The sequence below is a fragment of the Capsulimonas sp. genome, from assembly GCF_039929585.1.
In the GTDB taxonomy this organism is placed as follows: Bacteria; Armatimonadota; Armatimonadia; order Armatimonadales; family Capsulimonadaceae; genus Capsulimonas.
The window spans coordinates 1-25,515 of record NZ_JBDSQY010000137.1; the positions used below are offsets into that span (position 1 = coordinate 1).

A 25,515-nucleotide genomic window follows, 5' to 3' on the forward strand; every position below is an offset into this window, starting at 1 on the left:
CAAGCATCAAGATGGAGTTTTTGACACTTCCATCGAGAACGAGCAAAGTCGCAATAAATCTGATCAGATGGCGGAGGCCATGTGAGCCAGGAAAAGAGAGAGCGGTAAAACCGCTAAACTACAGATAATTGACGAAGACTGCATCGGAACCAATCCACTTCCAAAAAGCCCGGTCATGCGGCTATGCGAATAGTTAATCGTCACCATCACCAGACTGCCTGTCACAACGCTATTCTTGGCTCCGCTCGAGTCGTCCGTGACAATCTGCGTCGCAGGAAACGTAACCCCGCCATCGGTGCTGTAATAAGCGGAAAAGCTGGCGTCGGTCAACCCGTTTTGCAGGAGCAGGCTTGTTGCGGAGACATGGTTGTTGTTTATAATCTCCGTCCTTGACCTCTCCGACGGCATGCCAGTGGAGAGGTCGCGCGCGTAATCGCGCGCAAACGTGTTAAGAGTGGAGGCGTCGCGATAATACCAGCCAAGCTCAACGATACCAAATATGAAAATAAGGAGCACAATCACTCCGAAAATACTCTCCACTAATACGGATCCGCGAGTTTTTTGGCGTAAACGGCGTCTTAAAGCAAGAGATATTTGCTTCTTCATCATAATTCCCCTTTGCTAATTTGCTCCATTTTCCACACGTACGATTGCTGTTGCATGAAGGATATAGCTTGGCCCGAAGAACCGAGTGACGCTGCGATGCGTGTATGTGGTTTGGACACGCACCCACTTCCGATTCGTGGCTTGCTGATTATTCTGCAGAGGCGGTGACCATCCCGAGTTTAATCCATCCGCAGGCTGATCGATTGTGAAGCCCACCGTATTCACCGTAAACGCGGAGTTTCCCATATTCCATTGCAGCGCTTTGGGAATTGCGGTGCCGGTTGTTCCAGCGGTGTCGCCGACGGACATGCGCCTTGCGGCCTCACGCGTAATGTTATTCAGAAGTTCATGGTCCTGGTAAAACAGCGCGGCTTCGATGACTCCGAATATCATCACGATTAGCACCGTGAAACCGATGACCATCTCAATAAGCGCCGCTCCGCGCCGAAATCGTCTCCTCCTGCGCGGCCAAGCAAGCAGAATCGCGGGCTGGGTCGCGGCGTTGTCCGCGGTCTCTGGAATATTCATAATCCTCCGTATGGTCATCGCTTCGCTTAAACCCATTCCCTCACCTCATGGCCTCGAAGTATTTGGTCATTAGTATTGCTAAAATAGCGAAAATTATGATAATATTTTTCGAGCTTTAAGCAATAATCACAATACAGATTAGCGGTCGGGACACCGACGTGGGAACTCTGATATTTCCAAATTCTATTTTGGTTGTCTTCGAGCCACATCACGTCGGCGGCGGTCTATTTTATTCCAAGGTTCTTTAAGAACTGACTGACTTGCGCCGGCGTCAGGGCAAAGCCCGATGCGCCTGTCGGATTCGCCGCGATGGCAAACGCCTCATAAGGGGTTATTTTAGGATTGATACTGTTCCACGCAGGCAGCTGGATCCGCTGCGCCGCATCGGCGGCGGCGGCCCCGGCGACGGTGGCCGACGGCGCTCCCGCTGCGACCAGAGCAGATGCAATCACTGCGGGCGTGTACGTCGCCGGCTTGAGCTGCGCCGAAATCAAGGATGCGCGCTGCTGTGCCGGAATATTCACGTCTGTTCCTCCAATGGCGGAGATTTGACCTACGAGCCCGTCAAGGGCAACATCCGCGATATGATGCTGAGGAGTCGCTGAGAGAGCGACTAGCTCTGTATTCGCAGTACCGCCGATGGCCGAGGTCGCCGATTTCTCCAGCTCGTTGGAATCGGTAATTTCGAACTGCTGCTGGCTTTGGCTCGAGCCTTGCGCCTTGACTTCGTTCAGCAGGTGTTCCAGCTGGCCCGAAACAATCAGATCGACGCTTACAGGATCCGCGTTCTTTGTTTCTTTTTCGATCGCCTGCGCTACGACCGTGGTGAGCGCTGTGACTTGCCCAATATTCTCAGCTCCATTTCCGTGAACTTGTGAGCCCGGAACCACCACTTTCAGCGTAACGCCTGACTGGGCGAAGCGGAGGTCAATATTCTTGCCTGTGGGTAAATTCGTGACGGAAAAACTTCCGTCAGGGCTGACCGTGGAAACCACGTCCGACACTTGCGTTGAGGGCAGCGCGGTCGCAGTCACGATTGCGCTGGTCAGCGGCTGCCCGCTCGGCAGGGCGAGATGCCCTGTGATCGTTCCGGTAGGGATGCTGCCGCCAGTGACGCTGAGCCCACCACCACCGCCGCCGCCGCATCCTGTCAGCAGCATTGCCGCAAGACTAACTCCAAACAAGTATTTAGTCACGCCCGAGAGCCTCCGAACGCGCATTATGGCCGCGTCTGTCGAACTGCTCGAGAGCAGACCACTCTTGTCCGATTGATTGACTGCCGGCTTTATAAGTTTCATCCGTTTCCTCGAGAAAGTTAAGCCAGCGCTGCAATAATTCCACCACTCCGGGGGCGTTGTAATACGTATCCAGCCCTGTCGCCCCTACAAATCTCCATCGGCATTCCGAAAGATGTCCAAGCGCGGATTCAAAAGAGAGGCGCGCCGCCGCCATGTCTCCAAGTTTCCATTGCGCGCTCGCCAGTCGCCAGTAAGCGGTCCACAGACTGACGATTGTGCGAGATGCGGTTGCAAGAGTTACTGCGGCGTCCGCATGTATTCTAGCATCCTCCCAGCGCTTCCGTGCAAGGTTCGTGGATGCAAGCAGAAGATGTGCATCGAGAATCACGGATTTCGCTTCCAGCGTGTTCGCAATCGAGAGGGCTCCAAGCGCCATTTCACAGGCGGAATCCAGCTGCCCTGTGACCATGAACAGACGGCTGCGCAGCACGGCCGACTGAGCCTGCTGCAGACGAAGCCCTTGGCTTTCCGCCGCCGACGACGCCTGATCGATGTGATATTGGGCCTCCGGATAGTTTCCGGCGCTCAGGTAAGCTTCTACTAAAACTTGCTGCGCCAGCACCTCGGCTCGGTTTGCTCCGCATCGGAGAGCCAGAGTGAGCGCTTCCTTTGCGTCGATCACCGCTTCGTCAGGTTTAAGAATCGCCGATTGGCATCGCGAGCGATAGCTCAGCGCAATCGAACGACGCGGGTTATCGCGTAAAAGCTGCGATACATCGAGCGCCGTGCTCACTTCGGACAATGCGCTCTTGATCTCGTATAGCTCAAGCAGCGCGATGCCGCGCGTCAATTTGGCTTCGACATATTGGTCCTGAATACCCAGCTTCTGCGCCAGCGCGACACATCGCTCCGCGCGGTTCATGGCGCTTGTGTACTCTCCCCAATCAAGATCCAGATTAGCCCAATTCGACTCGATGAAGAGGATGGGGATTTCCGTTTCCGCTCGGTTGGCGTTCTCTTCGACGATCTCGGTCGCCTGCATGAATAGATCCGCAGAAGCCGCATAGTTTCCGAGTACTTCATGAACCGCGCCTAGCGACAGGGCGCCCTGCCAGCGATGCTGCCACGACTGGCCTTGCGAAACTTCCTCGAACAGCTTCATCGCTTCGTCCGTGCGTCCCAGCTGTACGTTGATGTGACCTAAGCTCTGCAGACAGCTCAGGGCGGCGCCGGAGCGGCCGCCTTCTCGAAACAGTGAACCTGCTTCCTGGAACTTGGCTTTCGCCGAACCGAAATCCTGGAGCTGAATAAGTGCGTCACCGTGTTTGAATAAGATTTCCGCAATAGCGAGAGCGTCACCCTCGGCTTCGATGAGGCTGCGGATCTGCTGACAAGTATCGGCGATTGCGCGTGGATCCGCCGGGAGAGAATACGCATCAAGGAGTTTGCGCAAATTCAGAACTCGCTCCCGGATCCAGCTAGGCTCGTCGGAACGCTTTTCGGCCGACGCTTCGGAAACCGGCGGTTCATCGGCGGCGAAAAAATAATCCAGAGGCTTGTTGACGATTTCGCCGATCACCTGCAAACGGTTTGACTGCGCCAGCAGCGCACCGGAAACATACTGGTAGATCAGCGCCCGCGAGCACCCGACACGGCTGGCCAGATCATCGAGCGAGAGTCCCGCGTCCTTTGCCGCCCTCTTGATGCGCCCGCCTTGCTTTCGTCTTCCTTCTCGGGTCGATAAGTCCATATCGCTTATTATACTTCCAGTCTCTATGCTGGCCCGAGTTTCCGCGAATCTAGAGGAAAATACATCTTTTCAGCTAAGCGGCGCAAAGCTGCGCCTACTGTAGCCACTACACTATTATACAATAATTAATACTTAGAATATACAACGTGCCACTCATTTTTTCAATGCGGCGAGCAGTCTTATTAAATTAGATTTTCCTTAACTTCTTGCTTGGGAATGCCTGCTCGGCAGACCACCGCCTCCAAAGTTTGCCTGTCTTCGTCTCAGTGAAGCGAAGGGGGTAAGGCGATGTCAGGCGTGGGAGGAAATGGTTTTAGAAATGAAAAGTCGGCGGGAACAAGAATAACGTGCTGCGTACTTGTATTATAGCCAATCGGACGCCCGGCGGCTTACGGTCCCTGAGGTAGAATAGCGCTATGGAAAACAAAGCGGGTACGTGGCGGCTGGCATGGCTGGTTCTGGGGCTTCTGTACTTTATCTTCGGCTTCACGTACAGCGTGATCCAGCCGCTGGGGGCGGCGCCAGACGAGCCGGCGCATATGCAGTACATAAAGTTTCTGGTCAACGAACATCGACTGCCGGTCTGGACTCCGCCGCAATATGCAGAGGGCGGCTATGAGACGCAGCATCCGCTGTTCGCTTACGCCGTGGAAAGCATGCCTTACGCCCTGACAGGGTCGCTGCCGGAGAACATGCGCTGGCAGATCTCGCGCTGGTTCGTACTCGCTCTCGCCGGAACCCTGCTCTGGATGTTCGCGCGGCGCCTCGCGAAGCGGCTGTTTCCGGACGAACCTCTGGGCGAAATGTCGCTGGTCGCCTCCATTTGCTTTGTGCCCCTGACTTTCATGTACCTGGGGCATCTCAATCCCGATATCTGGGTGCTGACGATCAGCTGCGCCGGGTTTTACCTTGCGTCGCGCCTGTACGCCGACGCCGATCCGCCGAACTGGCTTCCCTGGGCGGCGGGCGCGCTAGCGGGGATCGCGGCGCTGACGAAGCTCAATATCCTGCCGATCGTGCTCGTGCTGCTCGCCGCCCAGTGGCTGCGGCCGGGCGCGCCCCGCGCCGAGCGCCTGCGCGGGGTCGGAATCATCGCCGGACTCGATCTTGTGATCGGCGGCTGGTGGTATGTCCGAAACGCCATTCTTTACCACTCGCCGCTGATCCACACGGCGACGCACATGGGCACGGGTCTGGAGCTGGCGCAGCGAGCAGGGGCGCACGGGGGGCCGCCGCAGGGCGTCTTCCGCACGGCGCTCTGGACGCTGCAGAATACGTACATCAGCACCTGGTTTCAGCCGGAGTGGCTGCCCTACGGATGGGCTCTCGCCTTTCTTGCCGTCTCGGCGATCTTGATCGTTCTCGCGATTGTGGGATACGCGCGCCGAGGCCAGAAGCCCAGCGCTTCTGAAGCCGAGGATGCTGATGAAACGTCCGCGCCGACGAATGGCCTTCGGTTCCTCGCCTGGGCGGCTGTACTAACCATCGCCTTCGTCTTGATCGGCCAGCAAAGCGCCTTCTGGACAGTCGATGTCGAGCTCAACATGGGCGGCCGCTACATGCTCGCCGCGCTGCCGGCTATCGCTATCGCCATCAATCTGGGAGTCGCGCGCATGGGCGGAGCCGTTCGGAAGAGCGCCTGGGGCGCCTGGATCGCGACACTGATCGTCGCGAATTTCCTCGCCATTCAGCAGGTGGTGTTTGTGCTCACCCCGCAGTTTCATCCCGGCTGGAAGATGTTTGACTTGCTGGGATAGATTCATTTTCAGCAGATTTCACGTTCACGAATCCGTACACGTTTTGTACACGCGGCCCTGGTAAAACGTCGTCACGCTTCACTCTTCGAAGCGCAAAGTTTACCCGGAGGCGAAGAATGAAACGTTTTATTGTGAGTTGTGTCGCGGCAATGGCGCTGTCGGCGCCAGTATTATCCCATGCGGCGGAGCCCCCTGCGTCGGAGCCGGTAGTTGTCGAGGTTGCGTCGTCCATACATAATATTAATGTGATGGGCAAATCGAAGCCGTCCATGCCGACGGATGTACACATCCCCATCAAGCGCAATATCGTGCGTGGATACGTCCGGGATTCCCAGGGCCATCCCCTGCGCGGTGCGGTGATCGGCGTACGGTCGTCAGCCATCGGCGGCGCTTACTCTGGCGCGTCGGGCAAGACCGACGCCAAGGGTTACTATGAAATTCAGGCGCCGTGGGGGGCGGCGAGTTTCTACTGCGCCGGCTATACCGTCGATTACGGCGACGGGATCGCGGCGATGGGGTTATGCCCGGCGGACGGAGAGGCGGAAGGCTTCGCCACGGCGAACGGCGCGGTGAAGAACTGGGTGCTGCTGCCCTACGGTGTCGCGGACCGCGCGGGCATGCAGGCCAATCCCAAGTATTCCGGCAACTACTTCGGCGGGACGGTCATCATCGGTTACAGCATCGACTCGGACTCGGGTAACCCCAATTCCAAGGCCCTGCCGCCGAAATCCCGGATCGAACTGACCTTCACTCCCACAAGCCCGACGATCGACGGACGCAAGGGCCGAACGATCGTCGTCCGCAGGACCGTGGGAGAAGAGTGGGACCCCAGTCTCTACCTCAACAATATCCCAGTCGCCGAGTATCGCCTCAGCGCGAAGCTCGTGAACGGCGGCCCACTGCGCATGCGAGAAACCGGAATGTATCGCGACGCGGCGTTCGGCCTGGAGCCCAAAGAAGCCACCGGAGAGGCGACGTTTCTCTTGAAATCATACGGCGCCAAACCCGGCATGGTCACGGCCGCGCATGGGCATTGGCAGGAAATGCAGATTACGCTGGAGCGTCCGTAGCATAAAGAGAGCCCTCGTCGGTCACGAGGGCTCTCTACCAGCCGACACGAGAATGCCCAGCCGCTCTATTTCTGACGCTTTAGACAAAGCGTACGCCGTAGCGGCCACAGATCTCCAAGACGACGGCCATATCTGGCGGCCCGGCGGGGAGACGGCTAAGCTCTCCGAACATGCTCTCCGCGCCGACGCCGGGCGACACGATCAGGATTGTTTTGACCGGGACTTCTCCCGCCGTGATCCAGGTGTGGGGGATATTGCGCGGCAGGAACACGGTCGTCCCCGCCGTGGCGACCACGGATTTCCCACCCACGGTGCAGGCAAGACTTCCCTCCAAAATATGGAAGACTTCATCTTCATTCTCGTGGACGTGCATGGGGATACCGACTCCAGGCGGGTTTGTCTGCTCGATCATCAGCAGAGAACCGTTGGTATCCTCCGACGAGAGCCGGATATTCTGGGCGTCGCCCAGAATATTGAGAATGCGGCCCTCGCCGGGGCCAAGAATTTTTGGGGTCATGTGATTGAATTCCTTTCTTTCAGCGCCGGTGTGGGAACTTTCTCCGGCGGGCATGCGCTATCTTACGCGGCCTGTGTGACCTATCATGATAAATATGCGTTCATCATGTATCAACATTATATCAAAAGAAGCGAGTTGACATAATCGCCCTTCTGGCGCCATAATAAGCAAGTATTCACTCTGACATTGACGTTAGATTTCGGCTATGCAGCCACGTACTGAAACCCTGTCCCCCAAACGCTTGTGGGGCGACTGGTTTCATTGCGTGGCTTTTTTTTGTTTGCGTCGACCATAAGAATGGAGAATGTTCAGCAGTGAAGTCAACAACCGGCAGGCAAGAAGCCATTTCCGCAGTTATCAATTACAAGCCCCTCGTCAATGCGATCGACCTGGAGGGGGAAACATCGCGCTCGCTTTATGGAACGAATGTCTTCAACGACAAGGTCATGCGCGAGCTGCTGTCCAAGCCCGTCTATAAGGCCGTGCAGCGGACGATCGAAAAGGGCGAGACGCTCGACGCGAGCCTGGCCGACGCTGTGGCGTCGGCGATGAAGACCTGGGCGCTGGAGAAGGGGGCCACGCACTTCACGCACGTGTTTTATCCCCTGACGAGCTTGACGGCGGAAAAGCACGACAGCTTCTTCGATCCGGATGGCAACGGCGGCACGATCGCTCAGTTCGCCGGAAGCGCGCTGATCCAGGGCGAGCCGGACGCCTCCTCGTTCCCTTCGGGCGGCATCCGCAGCACCTTCGAAGCGCGCGGCTACACGGCGTGGGACGTCACCAGCCCGGCCTACATCTACGAGAACCCCAACGGCAACACACTTTGTATCCCGACAGCGTTTCTTTCCTGGACCGGCGAGGCGCTGGACCACAAGACCCCGCTGCTTCGCTCCGTTCAGGCCCTGAACCTGCAGGCGACGCGCGTTCTGGAGCTGTTCGGCCACTCGGACTTCGGCATGGTGACGGCGTCGGCCGGCCCCGAGCAGGAGTACTTCCTGATTGACCGCAACTTCTTCTTCGCCCGCCCCGACCTGCTGAACGCCGGTCGGACCCTCTTCGGCGCCAAGCCCCCCAAGGGTCAGGAGTTTGAGGACCACTACTTCGGCGCGATCCCCGAGCGCGTCCTGGCGTTCATGATGGAGGCCGAGCACGAGTTCTACAAGCAAGGCATTCCGATCAAGACCCGCCACAACGAAGTCGCTCCCGGCCAGTTCGAGATCGCGCCCGTTTACGAAAGCGCCAACCTCGGACACGACCACCAGCACATCATCATGCTGACCCTCCAGCGCATGGCGGCGAAGTACGGCATGGCGTGTCTGCTGCACGAAAAGCCGTTCGCCGGCATCAACGGCTCGGGCAAGCACGTGAACTGGTCGCTCGGCTGCAAGCTCGGCAACCTGCTCGATCCGGGCGAGAACCCGCACGACAACGCGCAGTTCCTGGTGTTCTGCCTGGCGACCATTCGCGCCGTACACAAGTACTCCACCCTGCTGCGCGCCTCCGTCGCGTCCGCCGGCAACGACCACCGCCTCGGCGCGAACGAAGCGCCCCCGGCGATCATCTCGATCTTCCTGGGCGAACAGCTGGAAGATATCTTCAATCAGCTGAAAGACGGCAAGGCCAGCAGCTCGAAGGCGTCGGGCACACTGAAGATCGGCGTGGACACCCTGCCGACCCTCCCGCGCCACGCCGGCGACCGCAACCGCACCAGCCCGTTCGCCTTCACCGGAAACCGATTTGAGTTCCGTGCGGTCGGCTCCAACCAGTCCATCGCGTGGCCGCTCGTAGTGATGAACTGTATCGTGGCCGAGTCCCTGGATTTCGTCGCGACAGAGATCGAAAAGGAGATGGCCGGCGATCCGGAGAAGTTCAACGACGCCCTCCAGACGGTTCTGTCCGGCATCGCGACCGATCACAGCGCGGTCGTCTTCGGCGGCAACGGCTACTCGGAAGACTGGCATGAGGAGGCGGCCAAGCGCGGCCTGCCGAACCTGCGCAACACCATCGACGCCCTTCCGGCGCTGACGGACCCCGCGAACATCGCGGTCCTGGGCAAGTACGGCGTCCTGTCCGAGCGCGAAGTCGAAAGCCGCTACGAGATCTGGCTGGACCGATACTGCCTGGATATCAACACGGAGTCCATGCTCGCCCTGGAAATCGCCAAAACCAAAATCCTGCCCGCCGCCCTGACCTATCAGTCGCAGCTGGCGTCGCTAGCGATCAACCTGAAGAACATCGGCAAGACCCCGAGCACCACCCTGCTCGACCAGGTGATCGGTCTGACCGACGACCTCGAAGCGGGAATCGCCACGCTGGAAGCGGCCATGGCGCATGAAAACGAGGGCGACACACTCGCCCACGCCACGCACTTCCGCGACCATGTCCTGCCCGCCATGCTCGAAGTCCGCATCGCCGCCGACGCCCTCGAAGGTGTCGTCGCCGACGAACTCTGGCCGCTCCCGACCTTCCAGGAAATGCTGTTCATTAAGTAACGCTCCAAACGCTAAAGCCCGTCCGCCTCTCACGAGGGGACGGGCTTTTTTTGTCAATTAAACACGCACTCGCCAGTATAAAGTCCACGCCATTTGGAACCATCTCTCTAAATGGGATCATCGCGAAAGATCACATGGGAGGCAAGCTGAAAAATTTGATATTGTGACGAAATGAGAAAATTTCATCCGTCACGTTTTCTCAGTCAATCGTCACGCCGCCGTCACGATTGCTTCGATATACTTAATCATCGACCAAAGGAAACGTCTTATGAAAAAACGCAGCGCCGCGCATGGGATCGCAACCCTCGGGATCGCTCTTTGTTTTGTTTCTCCCGCACACGCGCAGATTGAGTACGTGCGGAATTTTGTTTCCGCTCCGAATCACGGCGCCATTACCATCACCGGATTCAATAATCAGGGGGAAGTCAGCGGGATTTATAACAGTTCTTCCTATCCGCGCATAAATATCTCCCATGCATTCCAATGGGATTCGAAGACAGGCTTCCATGATATGGCGGCGTCGGCCATGGCGCATGGACATCAGACGATGCCGCCGAACACATTCGCTCGGAACCCACAATCCGGGGCGACGTTCCCGATGGCGCGACTGACGGAAATATCCATTCACGAGATCTCGGACAACCACAGAGGACAGGTCGTGAGGCAGGAATTGGCGCAGGCGAAACCCGTCTTCCATACCTTCCAGGTCACCCCCAGCGGCAGGATCCAGGAGCTGAGAGTCGAGATGGTCGAGCCGCCGGACAGCAGTTCAATGGGGATTGAGATCAATCACAAAGGGGAGATTATCGGGAGTTCCGGAACAGCCGTAAACTTCGTCATCAGCGCGGGCGCCCGGCCCATCCGCTATGCAGACGCCGATCATTCCACATCATCCGTCAGCCGCCTCTACGGCGTCAACGACAAGGGAGTTGTCCTGGGAACAGGAACGGAGTATGACACCAAGACCGGGGAGACCATTCCGGGCTTTCTCCTTCTCACGCCCCATCAAATCCCGCAAAAATAAACGCCGCGACGGATCATTGCGATCCACTGCGGCGTCCCTACATCATTTCGATCCGACGAGATCCGTCCATTACATCACAAGCGTTTTATCCCAGACTAGCTCTGAATCCAATTCACCGCTTTCCGCGAACGTCCGTGCTCCCTGGAGCGCCATGTCCAGCGTCACGATCTCACGCAATGGAACCTGGAACGCCTCAACGCCAATCGGCACCTCCACGACTTCCAGCATGCTGCGCATGGGATCGACGAGATTGTGAATGATGTGCTTGGATTCGAAGTTCACCGACACGGCGTACTGATCTTTGCGCCCCCCGCCGATCGTCAGCGTAAAGATCTCGTCCTTCTCCGTCTCGGCGCTCTTGGAGATATTGACGCTGGTATAAAACTTACCTTCCATACGCCGGATCGCGACCTCGATATCTTCCCAATCGGGTTTGTTCAAACGGACAATGGTGTGGCGGTTGTTGACAAAGCCATAGGCTTTCATAATGGTGACGAACATGAGGGGATTATAGCAGATTGCGGGGCAATGCACGTCCGCCCCATGGACCAAACGGAGTTAGTCCAGAAAACCATTCGCTCCGCCTCCAAGCATAAAAACAAACACCCAGGCGGCAAATAGACCAATCGATGTCCCGACCCAAACGGAATTGCCTTTGACGCCGCCGTAGCGACTGATAAAGAAACCACGAGCCGCAACAACCCTAAGAAAGACCAAAAACAGAAAGGCGTGGAACGCGATGCAGAGGCCGCCAAGATCATTCTGCATTTTAGGATAATTGGAATTTGGCTTCAGACGATCGAACAGCAGATAGCGCAGGCTCAAATAGGCCGGGACCAAAGCGGCAAAGGCTAACAGTATGTTGGCGCTGGTGTTGGCGACACGCTTAAACATGAGGCGAGCAATCTCCTAAATCATATAAGGCGTCTCAATAGCGACACTCCCCTTGCCGCCGCGCGTTTTGAACAGCGCCTCTACTGCCTCGGATCGCACACGGTCATCCCCCGAGGGCAGGATACGCTGGCCGGTCTGAAAGTCATAGGCAGCGACGAAGTAATCATGATAAATGTTATGCGAACCCTGCCACACACTCGCATTGACAGCGACGACGGAGCCATCGCCGGACCAGAAGGTTTCTTTGGCTTTGACATCGCCATGAGACTCATACGGTCCTCCGATGGCAATCGTCGCCGACGAGTGCCTGGGGTCCCTTACGGAAAACCAGACGGCGCTTCCCTGAAAGCTGCCTTGCTCATGCGCGCAGATCACACTGCCCATTCCCGAGGGACTGGCGACTTCCATTTTCGCAGGAACAAGCACTGTTACAAAGAACAGAATCAGAGGCATACAGCACATCAAAACACCGACGACGATGATTGCGGCGGCGATTCTGAATCGATCTCGCGCACGCAAACGCGGCCTGGCGGGGCCGCGTTCGTACAAGTCTCGTATGTCGCGTTTTACCATAGGACGCGCATCTCCATCATTAGAACTTCATAGCTTATCTTACAGCAATTCTCACAGATTTTGTTTCATGCAGCAGGCAGTCTTAATCCATAAGCACGGTTACGCCGCCAATGGGCTGTTTTCAACGCCGCCTGGGATGCAGCGCAGCAGGGCCATGTCGCCGAAGCATTCCGTACTGTCTTCGTACTCGCAGAGCAGGGCTTCGTGGCTGTCTTCGTTCACCAGAAACAATAAGAAATCCGTATCTCGGGCGGCGGACCAGACAGCCCAGGGGCCGAAAGCTCGCACTTGGGCCATGAAACTAAAGTCGCCGCCGGAGAATTCTTCGTAAGACATCGGTGTCGCGTACATTGGGATATCCTTTCTCTTTCGAGCCATATTTCGCAGTTGATAACTCTTAGGACGTAAAGAATGGGACGGTGTTTCACGTTTTTCAATAATATTCATAGGAATAACTGTGCGCTCGCCGGCTTGACGATGCAACGAAATCGCGTGGGATGTGTCATATTCGATAGCAGAGAAATTGCGAGCGGAATGAGGAGGACGTGCAAATGCTGGTGACAACGGGAAATGAAGTCGAAGGACATGCGATCGGGCAGTATCTGGGCGTGGTGCGAGGGATCGTGGTGCGGTCGCCAAACATCGCGCAGGGATTTTTGGGCGGCATCAATCAGATCTTTGGCGGCAACATTGAAGCCTACGCGCAGGTCTGCGAGCAGGCGCGGCAAGACGCCTTCGACCGCATGGTGCTGCACGCCCAGCAAATCGGCGCCGACGCCGTCATTGGGACCCGCTACGACGCCACGGAGTTCACAACGTCTGTCACGGAAGTGCTGGCCTACGGCACGGCGGTGAAACTCGTGCGCAAGGGATAGTCTGAGATTACGACGCGATATCGACGAAGTATTTCTTCTGGCGGCGGGCGTTCGCGCAGCGCGCCCAGAAGAAAAGAAGGCCGGCGTCCTGGGGATGCGTGACCGGGTGCTCGTGCTGCTCGCTGCAGTACGGGCAGGTCAGCACCACGCTCCAGATGTCTTTGTCGACTTCGCGCAGCTTGCCGGGCACCGTGGCGGCGGGCTTGCCGCGGCGCAGTTTGCCCAGCAGCGTGAAGTCGAAGAACGTCTCTAAGTACTTAATTTGGGCGTAAAAACCGTCAAGAGTGGGCTCGAACCGGTGGCTGAGACGCAGCACGAAGCGGCCGGTTTCGACCTCGTAGATCATGCGCTCGATTTGGAAATGGCCGGAGAAGTCTTCGACGGCGCCGAATAACTTTCCGTATTGCTTCTGCTTGCGCGAGGGGATGTCTGGCTCCAGCGCGATCGTCAGACCGATCACGGGCGTAAACGGCAGCTCGATCTCACGCTGAAGCGTGGCGTAACATTCATCCGCGCGCGCAAGCTCACCATCGGGGGCGGTGACGTCGAGGGTCAGGGTGCAGTTCATGGCGGGTCTCCAGGGCGGCAATCCGACAAGTCGCCCCAGTATTCACCGTCTCCTGCCCGTTCTCCTGCTGAAAATGGATTTTACAGGCGGCCGAGCAGACCACCCAGCATGCTTTCTGTACTCTGTCCGCCCAGCATACCGAGAACTCCCTGCGCGGCGGGGAAGCGATGCGCGATTTGCTGAACGACCTCCGGATGCTGCTCCAGCAAGTGCATTGACAGCGCGATCAAGTCCTGATGCGGCAGCTGGCTTGGGTTCGCGCTGGACACCCCCGCCTGCTGCGCCACGGCGTCCGGGCTCACACCCTGGCTGGACAACACGCTCATTGCCTCCTGAAGAAATCCACGCTGCTGCTGGTCCGCTTCCGGGTTTGCTGAAAGTATCTGTGCGATTTGTCCGAAATCCATAACGTTCTCCTTCGTCTTCGAAGCCGATGACTAAGATATCATATCACCGAACACGGAAATCAAAACACAGGCGCAAGGCGATCCCAGCGTCATTACCAGTTATTGCAACCTACCCTACAAAATATTGTTCCAAACGCAATAATTAAAATGTGAGTACGGTGAGGAGCCGAAAGAGATAAAACATCTCGCTTGACGACTTCAAATCCATCTCTTGCCGACGCCGCCAGACGTCAAAAACCGAGAATCGCAAAAGCCTCCCAACAAATTGTGGGAGGCTTTTGTGATTCTCAGGATCCTCCCGGAACTGATGTATAATGAGACCATGCATACAGATATGGGGCTCGTATGAGCGTCCTCACCACGCCTTCCAAAGCCACCGATGACAGTTCCGTGGAGCACGCCGCCGCCCCGCCCCGCCACAACGCCGCGCTGGATGGACTGCGATTTGCGGCCTTTCTCAGTGTGTTTCTTTATCACACGCAGTACCAGGCGCCGATCGTCAAAGACTGGGTCCAGTGGGGAAAGTACGGCGTTCCGCTGTTTTTTGTGCTGTCGGGATTTTTGATCGGCCGCATTTTGCTGGGCCTCAAAGACAGCGGCCATGGCTCCCTGGGAAGCCGTCTCAAAATCTTCTATATTCGCCGGGCGCTGCGGATCTTCCCGGTCTATTACGCTCTGCTGGTCGGCCTGGCGCTGTGCCGAGTGGCGGGGATGATCTGGTACGACCCGCCGGCGGCGATCGTATGGCACGCGCTCTACCTGACAAACCTCTACGTCTACTTACAGCACGCATGGATCGGCGGGGCTTCGCACCTCTGGTCCCTCTCCGTGGAGGAACACTTTTACCTGATCGCGCCGCTGGCGGTCCTTATTCTTCCTCTGCGGCGTCTGGCGATCGGATTTGTGGCGCTCTGGGTCGGTCTGGCGATTGCGCGCGTCTGGTGCTGGCAAACAGGCGATGAATTTTTCCAGTATCTCTCGCCGATGCAGTTCGACTATTTGACTGTGGGGATCGCCGCTGCGATTGTCGAACGGGATTCCGGGTTTCTGGGAGTGGGAGAGGAGCGGCTGAAGCGGCTCGCTCTAGCGAGCGGCGCGCTCTGTATTCCCGTCCTATTGATGGCGGGGGCGCCGGCGCGGGCGGCGCAGGCGTTCTCGGCGGCGGCCGGACAGTGGCTGTTGGCGGTGGCGTTCGCCGGACTGGTGATGATGCTCTGGCGGGGCGCCGGCGGCGGCCTTCAGCGCATTTTCTCACATCGCGCGGCGACGCATCTGGGAAAAATCAGCTACGGCCTTTATCTCTTTCACAACTTCGCCTTGATGATCTGCGCGATGGTTCCCGCGCTGGCGGCTTACCATCATGCCTTCCTTCCCATCGCCGCGTTTGCGCTCACCTACGCCTGCGCCGCGCTCTCTTGGCGCTACCTGGAAGGACCGATCAACGACCTGAAGCGGCGTTTCCCGTATTGACGCGTTCGCATCAGCGCCTGGTTCAGGTTACGGCGCTCAGAACTTCCGGCTCCAATGGCGTTTCTGCTGGAGAGCGCATCTGCTGAATGAATAGCGCGAACGGGACCAGCGCGAGCGGCAGATAGGTGATCCAGCAGAGCGGGGAGCAAAGCACTCCCACGACCAGAGTGACGGCGTAATGCATCGCCGGTGTCAGGCGCCGCCCCCAATACGCCGCGCACGCCACGCCCAGCAGCCCCGAGACGGCGAGATAGAGACGCGCGCCCAGCGGCAGCTCCCCACCCATATAAACCCACCAGCCGAGAGCCCGCGCCAGACGCAGGCCGGCATAGGTGAGGGAGATGTTGTTGGGGTCAAACGATCCCTGGGTCGGGATCGGCAATCCCCACTGCGCCCAGCGCACAAACGACATCGGGCCGTAGACGGCAGCGCCCAGCAGCACGCCCAGCCCGATCACCACCGCCGCCGGCCACAGCACACGCCCCCGCTCCCGCCACGCCGCAATCGCAACCACAAGCAGCGCGAACGGCTTGATCTGAGCCGAAATCCCGAGCAGCAAGCCCCGATGACGCGTGCACAGCGCGAAGCCAAAGAGCGCCCAGAGCAGCGGGTCGACTTGCCCCAGGGTCATCGCTTCGGATGTGCCGGGCGTGATCCCCAGCAGGACGCCCCAAAGCAGCACGTTTTCCACCGTGCGGCGCGCGCCGGCCAGCATGACCAGCGCCAGCGCGAAACTCCAAAACGCGGCGATCTCCAGAAGATAAACCAATCGCGCATAGGTGAGATACGGCAGATGGGCGACGGGTGAGACGACAATGGCGAACTGCGGCGGATAGATATAGGCGCCCCGATTGAAATCCGGGGCGTTGCTGACAAGCGGATGGTAAAGCGGCCGATGCGCCTGCGCCTTTTGCGCCGCCTGATAGTAGACGGTCATATCCCGCTGGATATCCTGCCGGCTCCAGACGCGTGGAAGCCAGTAAAACAGCTGTATTCCGAGATGCAGCAGCGCCGTCAGCAGCAAGATGGCGCGCACCAGTTTCGATCCCGTAAGTTCTTTCACCAAGGACATAGGTTATTGTAACACAGTTCCAGCGTTCTGGCATGAAGACAAATCCTGTGGTATAGTGAGAAACGCCGCTGGGCGCACATAGATGACGACAGGTTCACGCCACCCTAATGGTCTCGCTTCTTTCACTCTTACTTTTTGCCGTGACGGTCGTCGTCCTCCCTTGCTACCGATCCTTCAAAATCGCCGCGCCCATCGAGCGCGCTTTCGCGCGCTTTGCGCGGACGGGATGGGCGGGACCGCTAACGGCGGCGCTCGTGTCGCTGACTCTGAATGGTCTGGTCTGCGCGGCTGCGGGGCCTCCCGCGCCGCTGCAGCACGATGAGTTTGCTTATTTGCTCGCGGGCGACACGTACGCGCATGGACGACTGACAAACCCGCCGCAAGTCTTTTGGAAGAGTATCGAGACATTTCACGAGCTTCAGTCCCCCACCCGGCAGGCAAAGTACCCGCCGGCCCAGGGTCTGTCGCTCGCGCTGGGGGAAGTGCTGACGGGGCTTCCCATCGTGGGCGTGTGGATCGTCATGGCTCTGGCCTGCGCCGCGCTGGTCTGGATGCTCCAGGCGTGGCTCCCAAAACGATGGGCGCTCCTGGGCGGCGTCCTCGCCGCGATCCAGCCGACCATGCTGGACTGGGGCCAGTCGTACTGGGGCGGAGGCATCGCATTCCTGGGCGGCGCGCTGCTGTTCGGCGCCTGGCGGCGCGCTTCCGACCGTCCCAGCGCAACGCTCGGAGTGGTGATGGGCGTGGGGATCGCTCTGCTCGCCAACAGCCGGCCGTTTGAAGGCGCCGTGACGGCGCTGGCCGCACTGATCTTTCTCGGGATAGCGCTCTTTCCAAAGCGAAACGAGAAGCGGCGAGAGATCACGAAGTTTGGCGCGGCGGTCGGCGTCGTCCTGGCGCTAAATTTCCTGGGGACAGGGTTTTACAACGCCGCCATCACGGGCAGTGCGCTGCGGCTGCCGTATATGGTCTACGAGAAGCAGTATGGGGTTGTGCCCACAATGCTCTGGCAGCCGCTTCGCCCAATGATCGCGTATCATAATGCGCCGATGCGTGAGATGGTCGTGGACGCAAACATTCCTCTCTATCAGCAGCAGCACAATCCGCGAGGATATCTAGAATGGTGCGGCTTCAAGTTCCTGCAGATGAGCCAGTATTCGTTTTCCATGGGTGGCGAGCAGCTGGCGAACACCGGGCAATTCACATGGCTCGGCCTATTCGAAGGCGCCTATCAGCTGATTTTGATCGTTCCGCTCCTGATGCTGCCCGCCGCGCTGAAGCGCGATCCGTGGCTCCGGCGGGCAGGCGCGATCATTTGCGTGCAGATCCTTGCGCTTTTGACGGAAACATGGTTCAATTCACATTATAACGCGGCGGCGGCGCCGCTGACGGCCTTAATGATCGTGGCGTCGCTGCGGCAGCTCTCCCTTTGGCGCGGCCCCGCTCCGCGCACGGGACGCTCGGTCCGCCGGATCGTGTGCGCCGTCTGTCTGCTGAGCGTGTTTGGCGCATACAGCGACGCCGTTGCGGACATCCGCCATAGCGGCGGACAGCGATACGTCAAAGTCCGAAAACAGCTGGAGCGCGAACCGGGCCAGCAGCTTGTGTTTGTTCGGTACGGTCCCGATCACAACTGGCGCGACGAGTGGGTGTACAACGCGGCGGATATGGACAAGGCCAAGATCGTCTGGGTTCGGGATCTCGATCCCGAACAAAACGCGCTGGTTCGGCGCTCCTTTCCGCACAGAAAAGTCTGGCTGTTATACCGGAACCATTGGAAATCTCAGGTAAGCCCTTATGATCAAAAATAATTCTTCATCACAATCCGGGCTGGTCTCCGAACACGATGAGCGGTCAGTCGACTTCAGCGTCGTCATGCCCTGTCTCAATGAATCGGATACCCTCGCCGTCTGCCTGGAAAAGGCGAGCCGCGCCCTCTCGACGCTGGATATTGCGTGGGAGATCGTGGTCGCTGATAACGGCAGCACCGATGGGTCTCAGGACATCGCCCGGGCGCACGGCGCGCGGGTCGTCCCCGTGTCTCAGAAGGGATACGGAAGCGCTCTGATGGGCGGCATCGCGGCGGCGCGCGGCAAGTATGTCTTGATGGGCGACGCCGACGACAGCTATGACTTCTTAGAGATCCCGAAGTTCTACTCCAAGCTCGCCGAGGGATATGATCTGGTCCAGGGTTGCCGCCTGCCTTCGGGCGGAGGAACGGTCGCGCCGGGCGCCATGCCGTTTCTGCACCGCTGGCTCGGCAACCCGATGTTTTCGTTTCTGACCCGGACCTGGTTCCACGCGCCGATCCACGACGTCTACTGCGGCATGCGCGGCTTTACCAAGACGCACTATGAGAGCCTGAACCAGCGCTGCACCGGGATGGAATTCGCGACGGAGATGATCATCAAATCGAGCCTTGGCGCGACAAACATCGCGGAGGTCCCGATCACCCTGCACCCGGACGGACGCAAGGCGCACGCGCCGCATCTGCGCACGTTCCGCGACGGCTGGCGGACCCTGCGCTTCTTCCTGCTCTATAGCCCGCGCTGGCTGTTTTTGATTCCTGGGCTATTTCTCATCGCCGCCGGGCTGCTCGGATACGTGGTGGCGATGCCCGCCATGCATCTTTTTGGCGTCACCTTCGACATTCACACATTGATGTTCGCGAGCCTCTTCTTGCTCTGCGGATACCAATCCGTGCTGTTCGCCGTGTTTTCGAAAACATTCGCCGTCAGCGAGCAGCTTTTGCCCGACGATCCGCGCCTGGATCGGTTTCATCAAACCGTCACGCTGGAGCGCGGCCTGATCGTCGGCGCTGCGGCGCTTGTCACCGGGATCGCGCTGCTGGGCTGCGCCGTACTGCAATGGGCGCGGATCGACTTTCAGCACCTCAATTATCCACACACGATGCGCTGGGTCATTCCCGGCGCCACGCTCACCGCGCTGGGACACCAGACGATTCTCGGCAGCTTCTTGATGAGCCTGATCCGGCTGAAACGGCGTTAGGATTTTCTTATGGCAACCGTGAAAATTGAAGATCCGCAGATCGACCCGGCGCGCGCCGACCTCGTGTTCGACGCCGTTGCGGACGACTACGACGCGGCGCTAGCGCAGGGAATTGCAGTCTCGGGAGAGGACAAGAACTTCTTCGCGCGGGGACGTGTGGAATGGCTGGGGCGATGCTTGCCCGACCTCGGGGCTTCGACGGGGACGGTCATCGATTACGGCTGCGGGACGGGATCGGCGACGCCCTTCTTACAGGAGATCCTTAGACCGTCACGGGTCCTTGGGCTGGATGTCTCGCACAAATCGCTTCAAGTGGCGAGCGCTGAGTACGGACAGTCGGGAGCATCGTTCTTTCACTGCGACGAATACGAACCCATGGGCGAAGCAGACATCGTCTACTGCAACGGCACCTTTCACCATGTGCCCCCGGCGGAGCGCGCGCAGGTGATGGCTTATATCTTTCGCTGCCTCAAGCCCGGCGGGATCTTTGCATTGTGGGAGAATAACCCCTGGAACCTGGGCACGCAATATGTTATGCTGCGCTGTCCGTTTGACAAAGGCGTCGTCAAAGTCTCCCCTCCGGCCGCGCGCCGTCTGGCGCAAGGTCAGGGCTTTGAAGTCATCCGGCAAGACTTTTACTTCATCTTCCCGCGCTTTCTCTCATCGCTGCGGCCCCTGGAGCCGTCGCTGGCGCAATTGCCGCTCGGAACTCAGTATCAGCTCCTCTGCCGCAAACCCCAGCCTTAGCATTTTGTGACCGCGCTTCTCAGCGACGGGCGCCCATCCCCTCTTCCGGAATAACACCAGCAGCGAGCAGCTGGCACTCCAGCGGCGAAAGGCTGAACCCGACCGGACCGGCGGCGTTGATCAGTAATTGGTCGACTTCCTGGCCGATCGCGATCCGGCACAGGTCCCGTGCGTCGAGTGTGGCGCAGACGACCTTGCGCGGGGCGGGAAAGAACTCATCCAGCGCTTCGACGTCCGAAAAGCCGAGCAGCGACGGCCAGCCCTCACACACCCGGATCAAATAGTTCAGGTCCGATAGGCGGGGATTGAGCGAGGACGAAGGCTCGCGGCGCAGCGGCACGAGCAGCTTGGACTCCAAAAACACCTCATAGAACAGGCGCTTGTCGCCGGTGCGGTCACCGTCCATGAGCGCGGCGGCGAGACGGCTGGCCGGCGGCGGGGGCGGGGGCGGAGCCTCCGGCGCGATGATCACCGCTGCTTCCCGCGACTGCGGGCGTTTCATCGATTTCCAGTTAGCCATAATTCGTAAAGAAAAAGAACGTCTTTCCCAAGCGCATTTCACCTAAGCAGGCGTTAAGATACGCACAGTGTAACATAAAAACGCGCCGACAGCCAGTCGCGCAACAATTTCGCCGCTCCCGTGTCATATTCACCAGCAGAGAAACTTAAGGATGAACGACATGATGGAAACCAGCGCCGCCCAATCGACAAATGAAATCTCCCGACCGCCGCGCCCAGCGCGATTCACCACACGGGCGCAGGCGACGCGCGTTATCTGCGCGCTCGTGACGGCCGGCGCGTTTTTCTTCGTCCTCTGGCTGGGCATGCGTGACCTAAAGGACTTGCATGCGCTCCAATCTCAGGGGCGGATCATGGGCGCGTTGATTACCGAGAAAACAATCCGTCACGGCAAAACTACGTCTTACCGTATGAACTATGAGTTCTATGTCAACCAGACGCTAGTGCAGGATCACAGCACGTTTACTTATCAGACCTGGAGCTCCGCAGTCGTCGGCGGAAAGCTTCTGGTCACATATCTGCCGTCCAGCCCACACACCTACCGGCTGGGCGCGATCACCGACGAACGGATTGCGCGGCAAGGCAAGGCGTGGTTCTGGGGCTGCCTGGCGACCCTTTGCATCGTCGGCCTCTTTGCCGGCGCAGTGGAGTGGACGTTTCAGGAGCAGCTGGCGCTGATGCGCGACGGCGTCGCGGTATACGGAACGGTCATGGGTCGTGAGACAGTCCCGAGTGAAGACCCGCGCTACAAAAATTCCATGCCGCTTTGTTATGTCTCTTATACCATCCCCGTCGGTCCGCCGGGACGCATTTATAAAGTCCAGACAACCTGGTCCGCGCTTTACGACCTCGATATCACCCAGCGGCTGCCCGTGCTCTGCGATCCCCAGCGCCCCTGGCGCAACCGCCCGCTCTTTCTGCTCACGGGCGTACGCGTTTAATCCATTCTCACTTGTATCTCCAGCAGTCCGGCCAGCACGATGGTTTGGAAGGGATCGAGGATCGCGCCGCGCCACTCCCGAACGCCGATCACCAATTCCTCGATGGTGGACCCACGAAAGTCCGTATTGACGCAGACGGCCTCGGTGAAGCGGGCTTTGGTCAGGTCGCAATTGTGGAAGACGACCCCGGTGAGATCGGCGCCGTAGAAATCCGCTTCGCGAAGATTGCAGCCTTCGAAGTGGGCGCCCTTGAACCGCGTCTGCTGAAATACGCTGAAGGATGCGCTGCAATCGTTCCAGCGCAGATCCCGAAAGTACGCCTCATTCGCGCAAAAGCCGATCGTGCGACAGCCGGCCATCTCCAGGCGCTGCCCGCCGCCGTCGCTCCAATCCGCGCCCGAAAGATCGCATTCCTGAAACCGCGCATCGCTCACCTGGATCTTCCGCAGCGATGCGCCGCTGAAGTTCACCCGCTGGATTAAGCAGCGAGAGATTTCCAGATTGTCGGCTTCCTGCTCTGAAAAATCGCCGTCGGTCAGATGCAGCGATTCGTAGACGCGCTCCGATTCTAGGACGCCGCCGGGCAGGTCGCCGCCGGCATAATTCTGGGGCAGCTTGGGCTTTTTGATGGTTTGCTGGGTCATTGGGTTAAGGCTCGATGTAACTTCGGTATAATTAAGAAGCATACCCGATGTTCCTATCGGACGCCTGCCCAACGCGATATGGATCGCGCAAGGAGAGATGAATGCCTCTGCGCCTTCTCGATCATGCCCACCAATACTCGCAGCCGATAGACCTTTCCCTCTCCGGCATGCTCATCGGCGCGCTGATGGTGCTCGTGGTTGCCGGTCTGACCATCGCCGCCGCCAATGTGCTGGCCCGCAAATCTCCCGCCGCTCCCGCCGAGGGCAATGTGTCCGAAGAAACCCGCGACGACACATGGCCGCCGGCGCCGAAGCGATAAGTTCCCTTAAACAGCCGGCGCCGCCGATTGCGTCGGCGCGGCGGGACGAACGGCGATTGTGTATCGATCGTCGGTCGTTTCCGTCCCGGCCGCCTCCATGGCCGCCTTGACCTGATCCTCGGTCAGCCCGCCGCGCTTCGCAATCTCCCGAAACCGCTGGGCCGTCGAAGGATGCGTCAGCCAGTACTTGTCCCACTTCCCCCACTCCATCGGCATTCGGTTCAGTCGAGTGATCTTCCCCAATCCCGTCATGCATGCCACCGGGTCGCCGGTCAGCGCAAGCGCGCCGGCGTCGGCGACACGCTCGAAAGCGCGCCCGAGCATCGTCTGCCCAAACAGGCTCAGTAGAAGCGCTGCGGATTGAATGACGCCCAGCCACGCCGCCGGGACATGGTGCAGCGCGGCCCAAAACGCGGCCCCGATCGAAAGACCCGCAGAGGCGAGATAGGTCGCTCCCAGGATCATGGGATGCTTATATCTCAGGTGCGTCATTTCATGCGCCATGATGGCGTCCACCTCGCGCTTGCTGAGCGAATCGAGCAGATATTTCGTCAGCAGGACACGATTGCCTGTCGTCGCAAAGGCGTTGGCGAAACTCCCGGCGGCGCCCGGCAGCACGAGCACGCTGGCGGGGGGCAACCCCGACGCCGACGAAAACCGCTGCGCCTTGTCGAACAGTTCGCCGCCAGTCACGCGCAGTACGGTTCGCTTGCCAAGCAGGCCTACCCCTCGGCTCGCCGCGTATCCCGCAGCCGCCCATGCGGCGGCGGTCATGGGGGTCTCCAGCAAATATGAAGCGGCGACCGAGTAGAACACCAGCGGCAAGATCATCGCCAGAGCGATCAGGGAATCCTTGACGATGTTTTCCCCTCCAAGCTGTTTGTCCCATACGCGCTGGAAGACTGGCTGTGCGAGAAGCGTGCACGCGACGGTGGTCAGCGCCGGCAGGTAATACGCAAGAAACGGAAGCGGTAAGAAGCGCAGGGCGCCATCCCAAAAGAACTCAAGGACTGAGCGCAGTCCCAGGCCGTAGTCTAGCGGCAGCCAGAGCAGCCACACAACGACGATCATCTGCTGCAGGAACCGATTGAACCCAAACAGCACGGTCGCCGAATCCACCTCGCCCGCCGCGATGACCCGCAGCGCCCGGGAGCGCATCCAGAGCGTCACGACCACCGGTAGAAGCAGCACCAGCGCAAGCGGCGCAGCGACGCCGATCAGGTCCGCCGGCGTATAGCCCATCCGTACGGTCAAAGCCGGCTGCTTCCGCGAATGAACTTTCCAAAGCCGCGCCAACTCCGGTCCCGGCTGGGGAAACTCAAAGTAGGTCTGACGATAGTAGACATTGCCGCTGCGCATGCGCTGAGGATGGGGTACGGATGCGGTGAATCGCGGCGCATTGCGAGGCGAGACCTCGACAATCAAATAGGGAATGTGCGCGGCGCGCATCAGGGGGCGCAGTGGGTCGGGATTGATCGCGCCCTGAGCCCACAGTCCCTTGCGCCGCAGCCAATCGGTCGAACGCCGCGTGACGCTCCAACTGCGAGACATCTGGCGGCCGGTCCAGCCGCCGAGCGGCCGCAGCGATCCGCCGAGCGATTGCGCCAGCGCCCGGTCGACCGCCGCTGCGGAGCTTGCGGCGATGAGCGCATCGCCGCCCTCGCGATCCAGCATCACCAGCGCGCCGCCCTGCCGGTCCACCACCACGCGCAGGGTGATCTCGAACGTGCGCGTGGTTCTCATCTCCAGCAGCCCGTCGCTGCTCTGCCCCCAAACCGAGTGCGCCGCGAACATTAAGGACAGGACAACACAGACGATCTCAGGAAGCAGACGTTTCATGCTGGCTATTACTAGCAAGCAGGCTATAAATCCTGCATACGCGCAGGATTTGCGTTTCGGGTCAGCACGCGAAAAGACTCTGTGATAATCCGCGAGCGATCTGGTACAATTGCAAGTCATTCCAAAATCGCTTTGACAGAACTCGTCCGGAGCAAGGAATTCCGCTTATGTCTGTGCATGTACGCCATACTCTTTACGACAGCCTATGCGCCGCGCTGCGCAAGCCGCTCAGCCAGGGCGGCCATCTGGCGCTGACCGCCACGCTCGTCAACCAAACTCCGCAGGCGATCGCCGACGCCACCCAGGGGCTTACCGACGACGAGATGCTCGCGCTGTTCAACTGGCTCGACGACTCCCGCGCCGAAGCGGTCCTCCCTCTGCTCGACCCGGACCGCGCCGCCTATGTCCTGCGCCACGCGCCACCCGGGCGCCTCTCCAGCCACCTCTCACACCTTGGACATAACGGGGACGCCGATTAAGATTAAGAATCGCCGCACTACGCAAGCCCGGACGCCGTCGATCACGAGACGGCATCCGGGCTTTGTCTTGCTTGACCCACTCTCTTTTGGACATAATCGGTCATAATTGGACATAATCGGACATGGTTGTGGACAATGACGGGTTTGCGGCTGGTCCGGTCTCCCACCCTTAA

General features: G+C 59.1%; 27 protein-coding genes. 12 read left to right on the forward strand and 15 right to left on the reverse strand.

All coding sequences use genetic code 11. The annotated features are described in order from the left end of the window. Positions 1-63: 63 nt before the first annotated feature. The 4 genes from ABIZ35_RS09470 to ABIZ35_RS09485 form a co-directional block, all read right to left on the reverse strand. Entirely contained in the window at positions 64-609 is a 546-nt protein-coding gene (locus ABIZ35_RS09470) for a TadE/TadG family type IV pilus assembly protein (RefSeq protein WP_348219645.1), read from the reverse strand. Between the two features lie 12 nt (positions 610-621). Then, positions 622-1,134 (reverse strand): TadE family protein, encoded by a 513-nt coding sequence (locus tag ABIZ35_RS09475; protein ID WP_348219646.1) that lies wholly within the window; start codon positions 1,132-1,134, stop codon positions 622-624. A 224-nt stretch (positions 1,135-1,358) separates the two neighbouring features. Continuing rightward, a complete protein-coding gene (locus ABIZ35_RS09480) occupies positions 1,359-2,330 on the reverse strand; it encodes a carboxypeptidase-like regulatory domain-containing protein (protein WP_348219647.1) in 972 nt (323 codons plus the stop codon). Further along, the gene (locus ABIZ35_RS09485; RefSeq protein ID WP_348219648.1) at positions 2,323-4,122 is read right to left on the reverse strand and encodes a hypothetical protein; all 1,800 of its coding nucleotides are present in this window, start codon (positions 4,120-4,122) and stop codon (positions 2,323-2,325) included. Before ABIZ35_RS09485 ends, ABIZ35_RS09480 begins: the two co-directional genes overlap by 8 nt. A 416-nt stretch (positions 4,123-4,538) precedes the next feature. Between ABIZ35_RS09485 and ABIZ35_RS09490 the strand changes: the two genes are divergently transcribed. Together ABIZ35_RS09490 and ABIZ35_RS09495 are read left to right on the forward strand one after the other, a co-directional pair. Next, entirely contained in the window at positions 4,539-5,879 is a 1,341-nt protein-coding gene (locus tag ABIZ35_RS09490) for a hypothetical protein (RefSeq protein ID WP_348219649.1), read from the forward strand. 116 nt (positions 5,880-5,995) lie between these two features. Further along, positions 5,996-6,949, forward strand: a complete 954-nt coding sequence (locus ABIZ35_RS09495) for a hypothetical protein (RefSeq protein WP_348219650.1) — start codon at positions 5,996-5,998, stop codon at positions 6,947-6,949. 79 nt (positions 6,950-7,028) lie between these two features. Here the strand turns inward: ABIZ35_RS09495 and ABIZ35_RS09500 are convergent, their stop codons facing one another. Continuing rightward, a complete protein-coding gene (locus ABIZ35_RS09500) occupies positions 7,029-7,466 on the reverse strand; it encodes a cupin domain-containing protein (RefSeq protein WP_348219651.1) in 438 nt (145 codons plus the stop codon). 314 nt (positions 7,467-7,780) lie between these two features. On the opposite strand from ABIZ35_RS09500, the gene ABIZ35_RS09505 reads away from it, so the two are divergent. Both ABIZ35_RS09505 and ABIZ35_RS09510 read left to right on the forward strand, forming a co-directional pair. Beyond that, a complete protein-coding gene (locus ABIZ35_RS09505) occupies positions 7,781-9,961 on the forward strand; it encodes a glutamine synthetase III (protein WP_348219652.1) in 2,181 nt (726 codons plus the stop codon). Positions 9,962-10,229: 268 nt separating this feature from the next. After that, the gene (locus tag ABIZ35_RS09510; RefSeq protein WP_348219653.1) at positions 10,230-10,985 is read left to right on the forward strand and encodes a hypothetical protein; all 756 of its coding nucleotides are present in this window, start codon (positions 10,230-10,232) and stop codon (positions 10,983-10,985) included. Between the two features lie 69 nt (positions 10,986-11,054). On the opposite strand, the gene ABIZ35_RS09515 is transcribed toward ABIZ35_RS09510, so the two are convergent. The 4 genes from ABIZ35_RS09515 to ABIZ35_RS09530 all read right to left on the reverse strand — a co-directional run bounded on the left by ABIZ35_RS09515 (position 11,055) and on the right by ABIZ35_RS09530 (position 12,803). Then, positions 11,055-11,486 (reverse strand): Imm1 family immunity protein, encoded by a 432-nt coding sequence (locus ABIZ35_RS09515; protein WP_348219654.1) that lies wholly within the window; start codon positions 11,484-11,486, stop codon positions 11,055-11,057. A 57-nt stretch (positions 11,487-11,543) separates the two neighbouring features. After that, on the reverse strand, positions 11,544-11,879 hold the full coding sequence (locus ABIZ35_RS09520) for a hypothetical protein (RefSeq protein ID WP_348219655.1): 336 nt from the start codon (positions 11,877-11,879) through the stop codon (positions 11,544-11,546). A 15-nt stretch (positions 11,880-11,894) separates the two neighbouring features. Next, the gene (locus tag ABIZ35_RS09525) at positions 11,895-12,332 is read right to left on the reverse strand and encodes a hypothetical protein (RefSeq protein ID WP_348219656.1); all 438 of its coding nucleotides are present in this window, start codon (positions 12,330-12,332) and stop codon (positions 11,895-11,897) included. 219 nt (positions 12,333-12,551) lie between these two features. Continuing rightward, positions 12,552-12,803 carry a hypothetical protein gene (locus ABIZ35_RS09530; protein ID WP_348219657.1) on the reverse strand — a complete coding sequence of 84 codons (252 nt, stop codon included), beginning with the start codon at positions 12,801-12,803 and terminating at the stop codon, positions 12,552-12,554. Between the two features lie 200 nt (positions 12,804-13,003). Between ABIZ35_RS09530 and ABIZ35_RS09535 the strand changes: the two genes are divergently transcribed. Beyond that, positions 13,004-13,327 (forward strand): YbjQ family protein, encoded by a 324-nt coding sequence (locus ABIZ35_RS09535; RefSeq protein WP_348219658.1) that lies wholly within the window; start codon positions 13,004-13,006, stop codon positions 13,325-13,327. 7 nt (positions 13,328-13,334) lie between these two features. On the opposite strand, the gene ABIZ35_RS09540 is transcribed toward ABIZ35_RS09535, so the two are convergent. Then, positions 13,335-13,895 (reverse strand): hypothetical protein, encoded by a 561-nt coding sequence (locus tag ABIZ35_RS09540; protein WP_348219659.1) that lies wholly within the window; start codon positions 13,893-13,895, stop codon positions 13,335-13,337. Between the two features lie 80 nt (positions 13,896-13,975). After that, on the reverse strand, positions 13,976-14,302 hold the full coding sequence (locus tag ABIZ35_RS09545; protein WP_348219660.1) for a hypothetical protein: 327 nt from the start codon (positions 14,300-14,302) through the stop codon (positions 13,976-13,978). 345 nt (positions 14,303-14,647) lie between these two features. Here ABIZ35_RS09545 and ABIZ35_RS09550 point away from each other — a divergent pair, with 345 nt between their 5' ends. Further along, on the forward strand, positions 14,648-15,772 hold the full coding sequence (locus ABIZ35_RS09550; protein ID WP_348219661.1) for an acyltransferase: 1,125 nt from the start codon (positions 14,648-14,650) through the stop codon (positions 15,770-15,772). Positions 15,773-15,794: 22 nt separating this feature from the next. On the opposite strand, the gene ABIZ35_RS09555 is transcribed toward ABIZ35_RS09550, so the two are convergent. Then, a complete protein-coding gene (locus ABIZ35_RS09555) occupies positions 15,795-16,844 on the reverse strand; it encodes a glycosyltransferase family 87 protein (RefSeq protein ID WP_348219662.1) in 1,050 nt (349 codons plus the stop codon). Between the two features lie 107 nt (positions 16,845-16,951). On the opposite strand from ABIZ35_RS09555, the gene ABIZ35_RS09560 reads away from it, so the two are divergent. From ABIZ35_RS09560 to ABIZ35_RS09570, 3 genes are read left to right on the forward strand one after another with little or no spacing between them, the layout of a single operon-like run. Next, entirely contained in the window at positions 16,952-18,655 is a 1,704-nt protein-coding gene (locus tag ABIZ35_RS09560; RefSeq protein WP_348219663.1) for a hypothetical protein, read from the forward strand. Further along, positions 18,642-19,853, forward strand: a complete 1,212-nt coding sequence (locus ABIZ35_RS09565) for a glycosyltransferase family 2 protein (protein ID WP_348219664.1) — start codon at positions 18,642-18,644, stop codon at positions 19,851-19,853. The genes ABIZ35_RS09560 and ABIZ35_RS09565 overlap by 14 nt, the downstream gene beginning before the upstream one ends. A gap of 9 nt (positions 19,854-19,862) precedes the next feature. After that, positions 19,863-20,600, forward strand: a complete 738-nt coding sequence (locus tag ABIZ35_RS09570) for a class I SAM-dependent methyltransferase (RefSeq protein ID WP_348219665.1) — start codon at positions 19,863-19,865, stop codon at positions 20,598-20,600. A 19-nt stretch (positions 20,601-20,619) separates the two neighbouring features. On the opposite strand, the gene ABIZ35_RS09575 is transcribed toward ABIZ35_RS09570, so the two are convergent. Then, positions 20,620-21,102 carry an SseB family protein gene (locus ABIZ35_RS09575; RefSeq protein ID WP_348219666.1) on the reverse strand — a complete coding sequence of 161 codons (483 nt, stop codon included), beginning with the start codon at positions 21,100-21,102 and terminating at the stop codon, positions 20,620-20,622. Between the two features lie 178 nt (positions 21,103-21,280). Between ABIZ35_RS09575 and ABIZ35_RS09580 the strand changes: the two genes are divergently transcribed. Then, the gene (locus ABIZ35_RS09580; protein WP_348219667.1) at positions 21,281-22,060 is read left to right on the forward strand and encodes a DUF3592 domain-containing protein; all 780 of its coding nucleotides are present in this window, start codon (positions 21,281-21,283) and stop codon (positions 22,058-22,060) included. Here the strand turns inward: ABIZ35_RS09580 and ABIZ35_RS09585 are convergent. Then, on the reverse strand, positions 22,057-22,746 hold the full coding sequence (locus ABIZ35_RS09585; RefSeq protein WP_348219668.1) for a pentapeptide repeat-containing protein: 690 nt from the start codon (positions 22,744-22,746) through the stop codon (positions 22,057-22,059). The two genes, ABIZ35_RS09580 and ABIZ35_RS09585, sit on opposite strands and share 4 nt — an antisense overlap. A gap of 59 nt (positions 22,747-22,805) precedes the next feature. Between ABIZ35_RS09585 and ABIZ35_RS09590 the strand changes: the two genes are divergently transcribed. Next, a complete protein-coding gene (locus tag ABIZ35_RS09590) occupies positions 22,806-23,024 on the forward strand; it encodes a hypothetical protein (protein WP_348219669.1) in 219 nt (72 codons plus the stop codon). Between the two features lie 6 nt (positions 23,025-23,030). On the opposite strand, the gene ABIZ35_RS09595 is transcribed toward ABIZ35_RS09590, so the two are convergent. Continuing rightward, positions 23,031-24,863 carry a M48 family metalloprotease gene (locus tag ABIZ35_RS09595; RefSeq protein WP_348219670.1) on the reverse strand — a complete coding sequence of 611 codons (1,833 nt, stop codon included), beginning with the start codon at positions 24,861-24,863 and terminating at the stop codon, positions 23,031-23,033. Positions 24,864-25,030: 167 nt separating this feature from the next. On the opposite strand from ABIZ35_RS09595, the gene ABIZ35_RS09600 reads away from it, so the two are divergent. Beyond that, positions 25,031-25,342, forward strand: coding sequence for a hypothetical protein (locus ABIZ35_RS09600; RefSeq protein WP_348219671.1), 312 nt, complete (start codon positions 25,031-25,033; stop codon positions 25,340-25,342). The last annotated feature ends 173 nt before the right edge of the window (positions 25,343-25,515 follow it).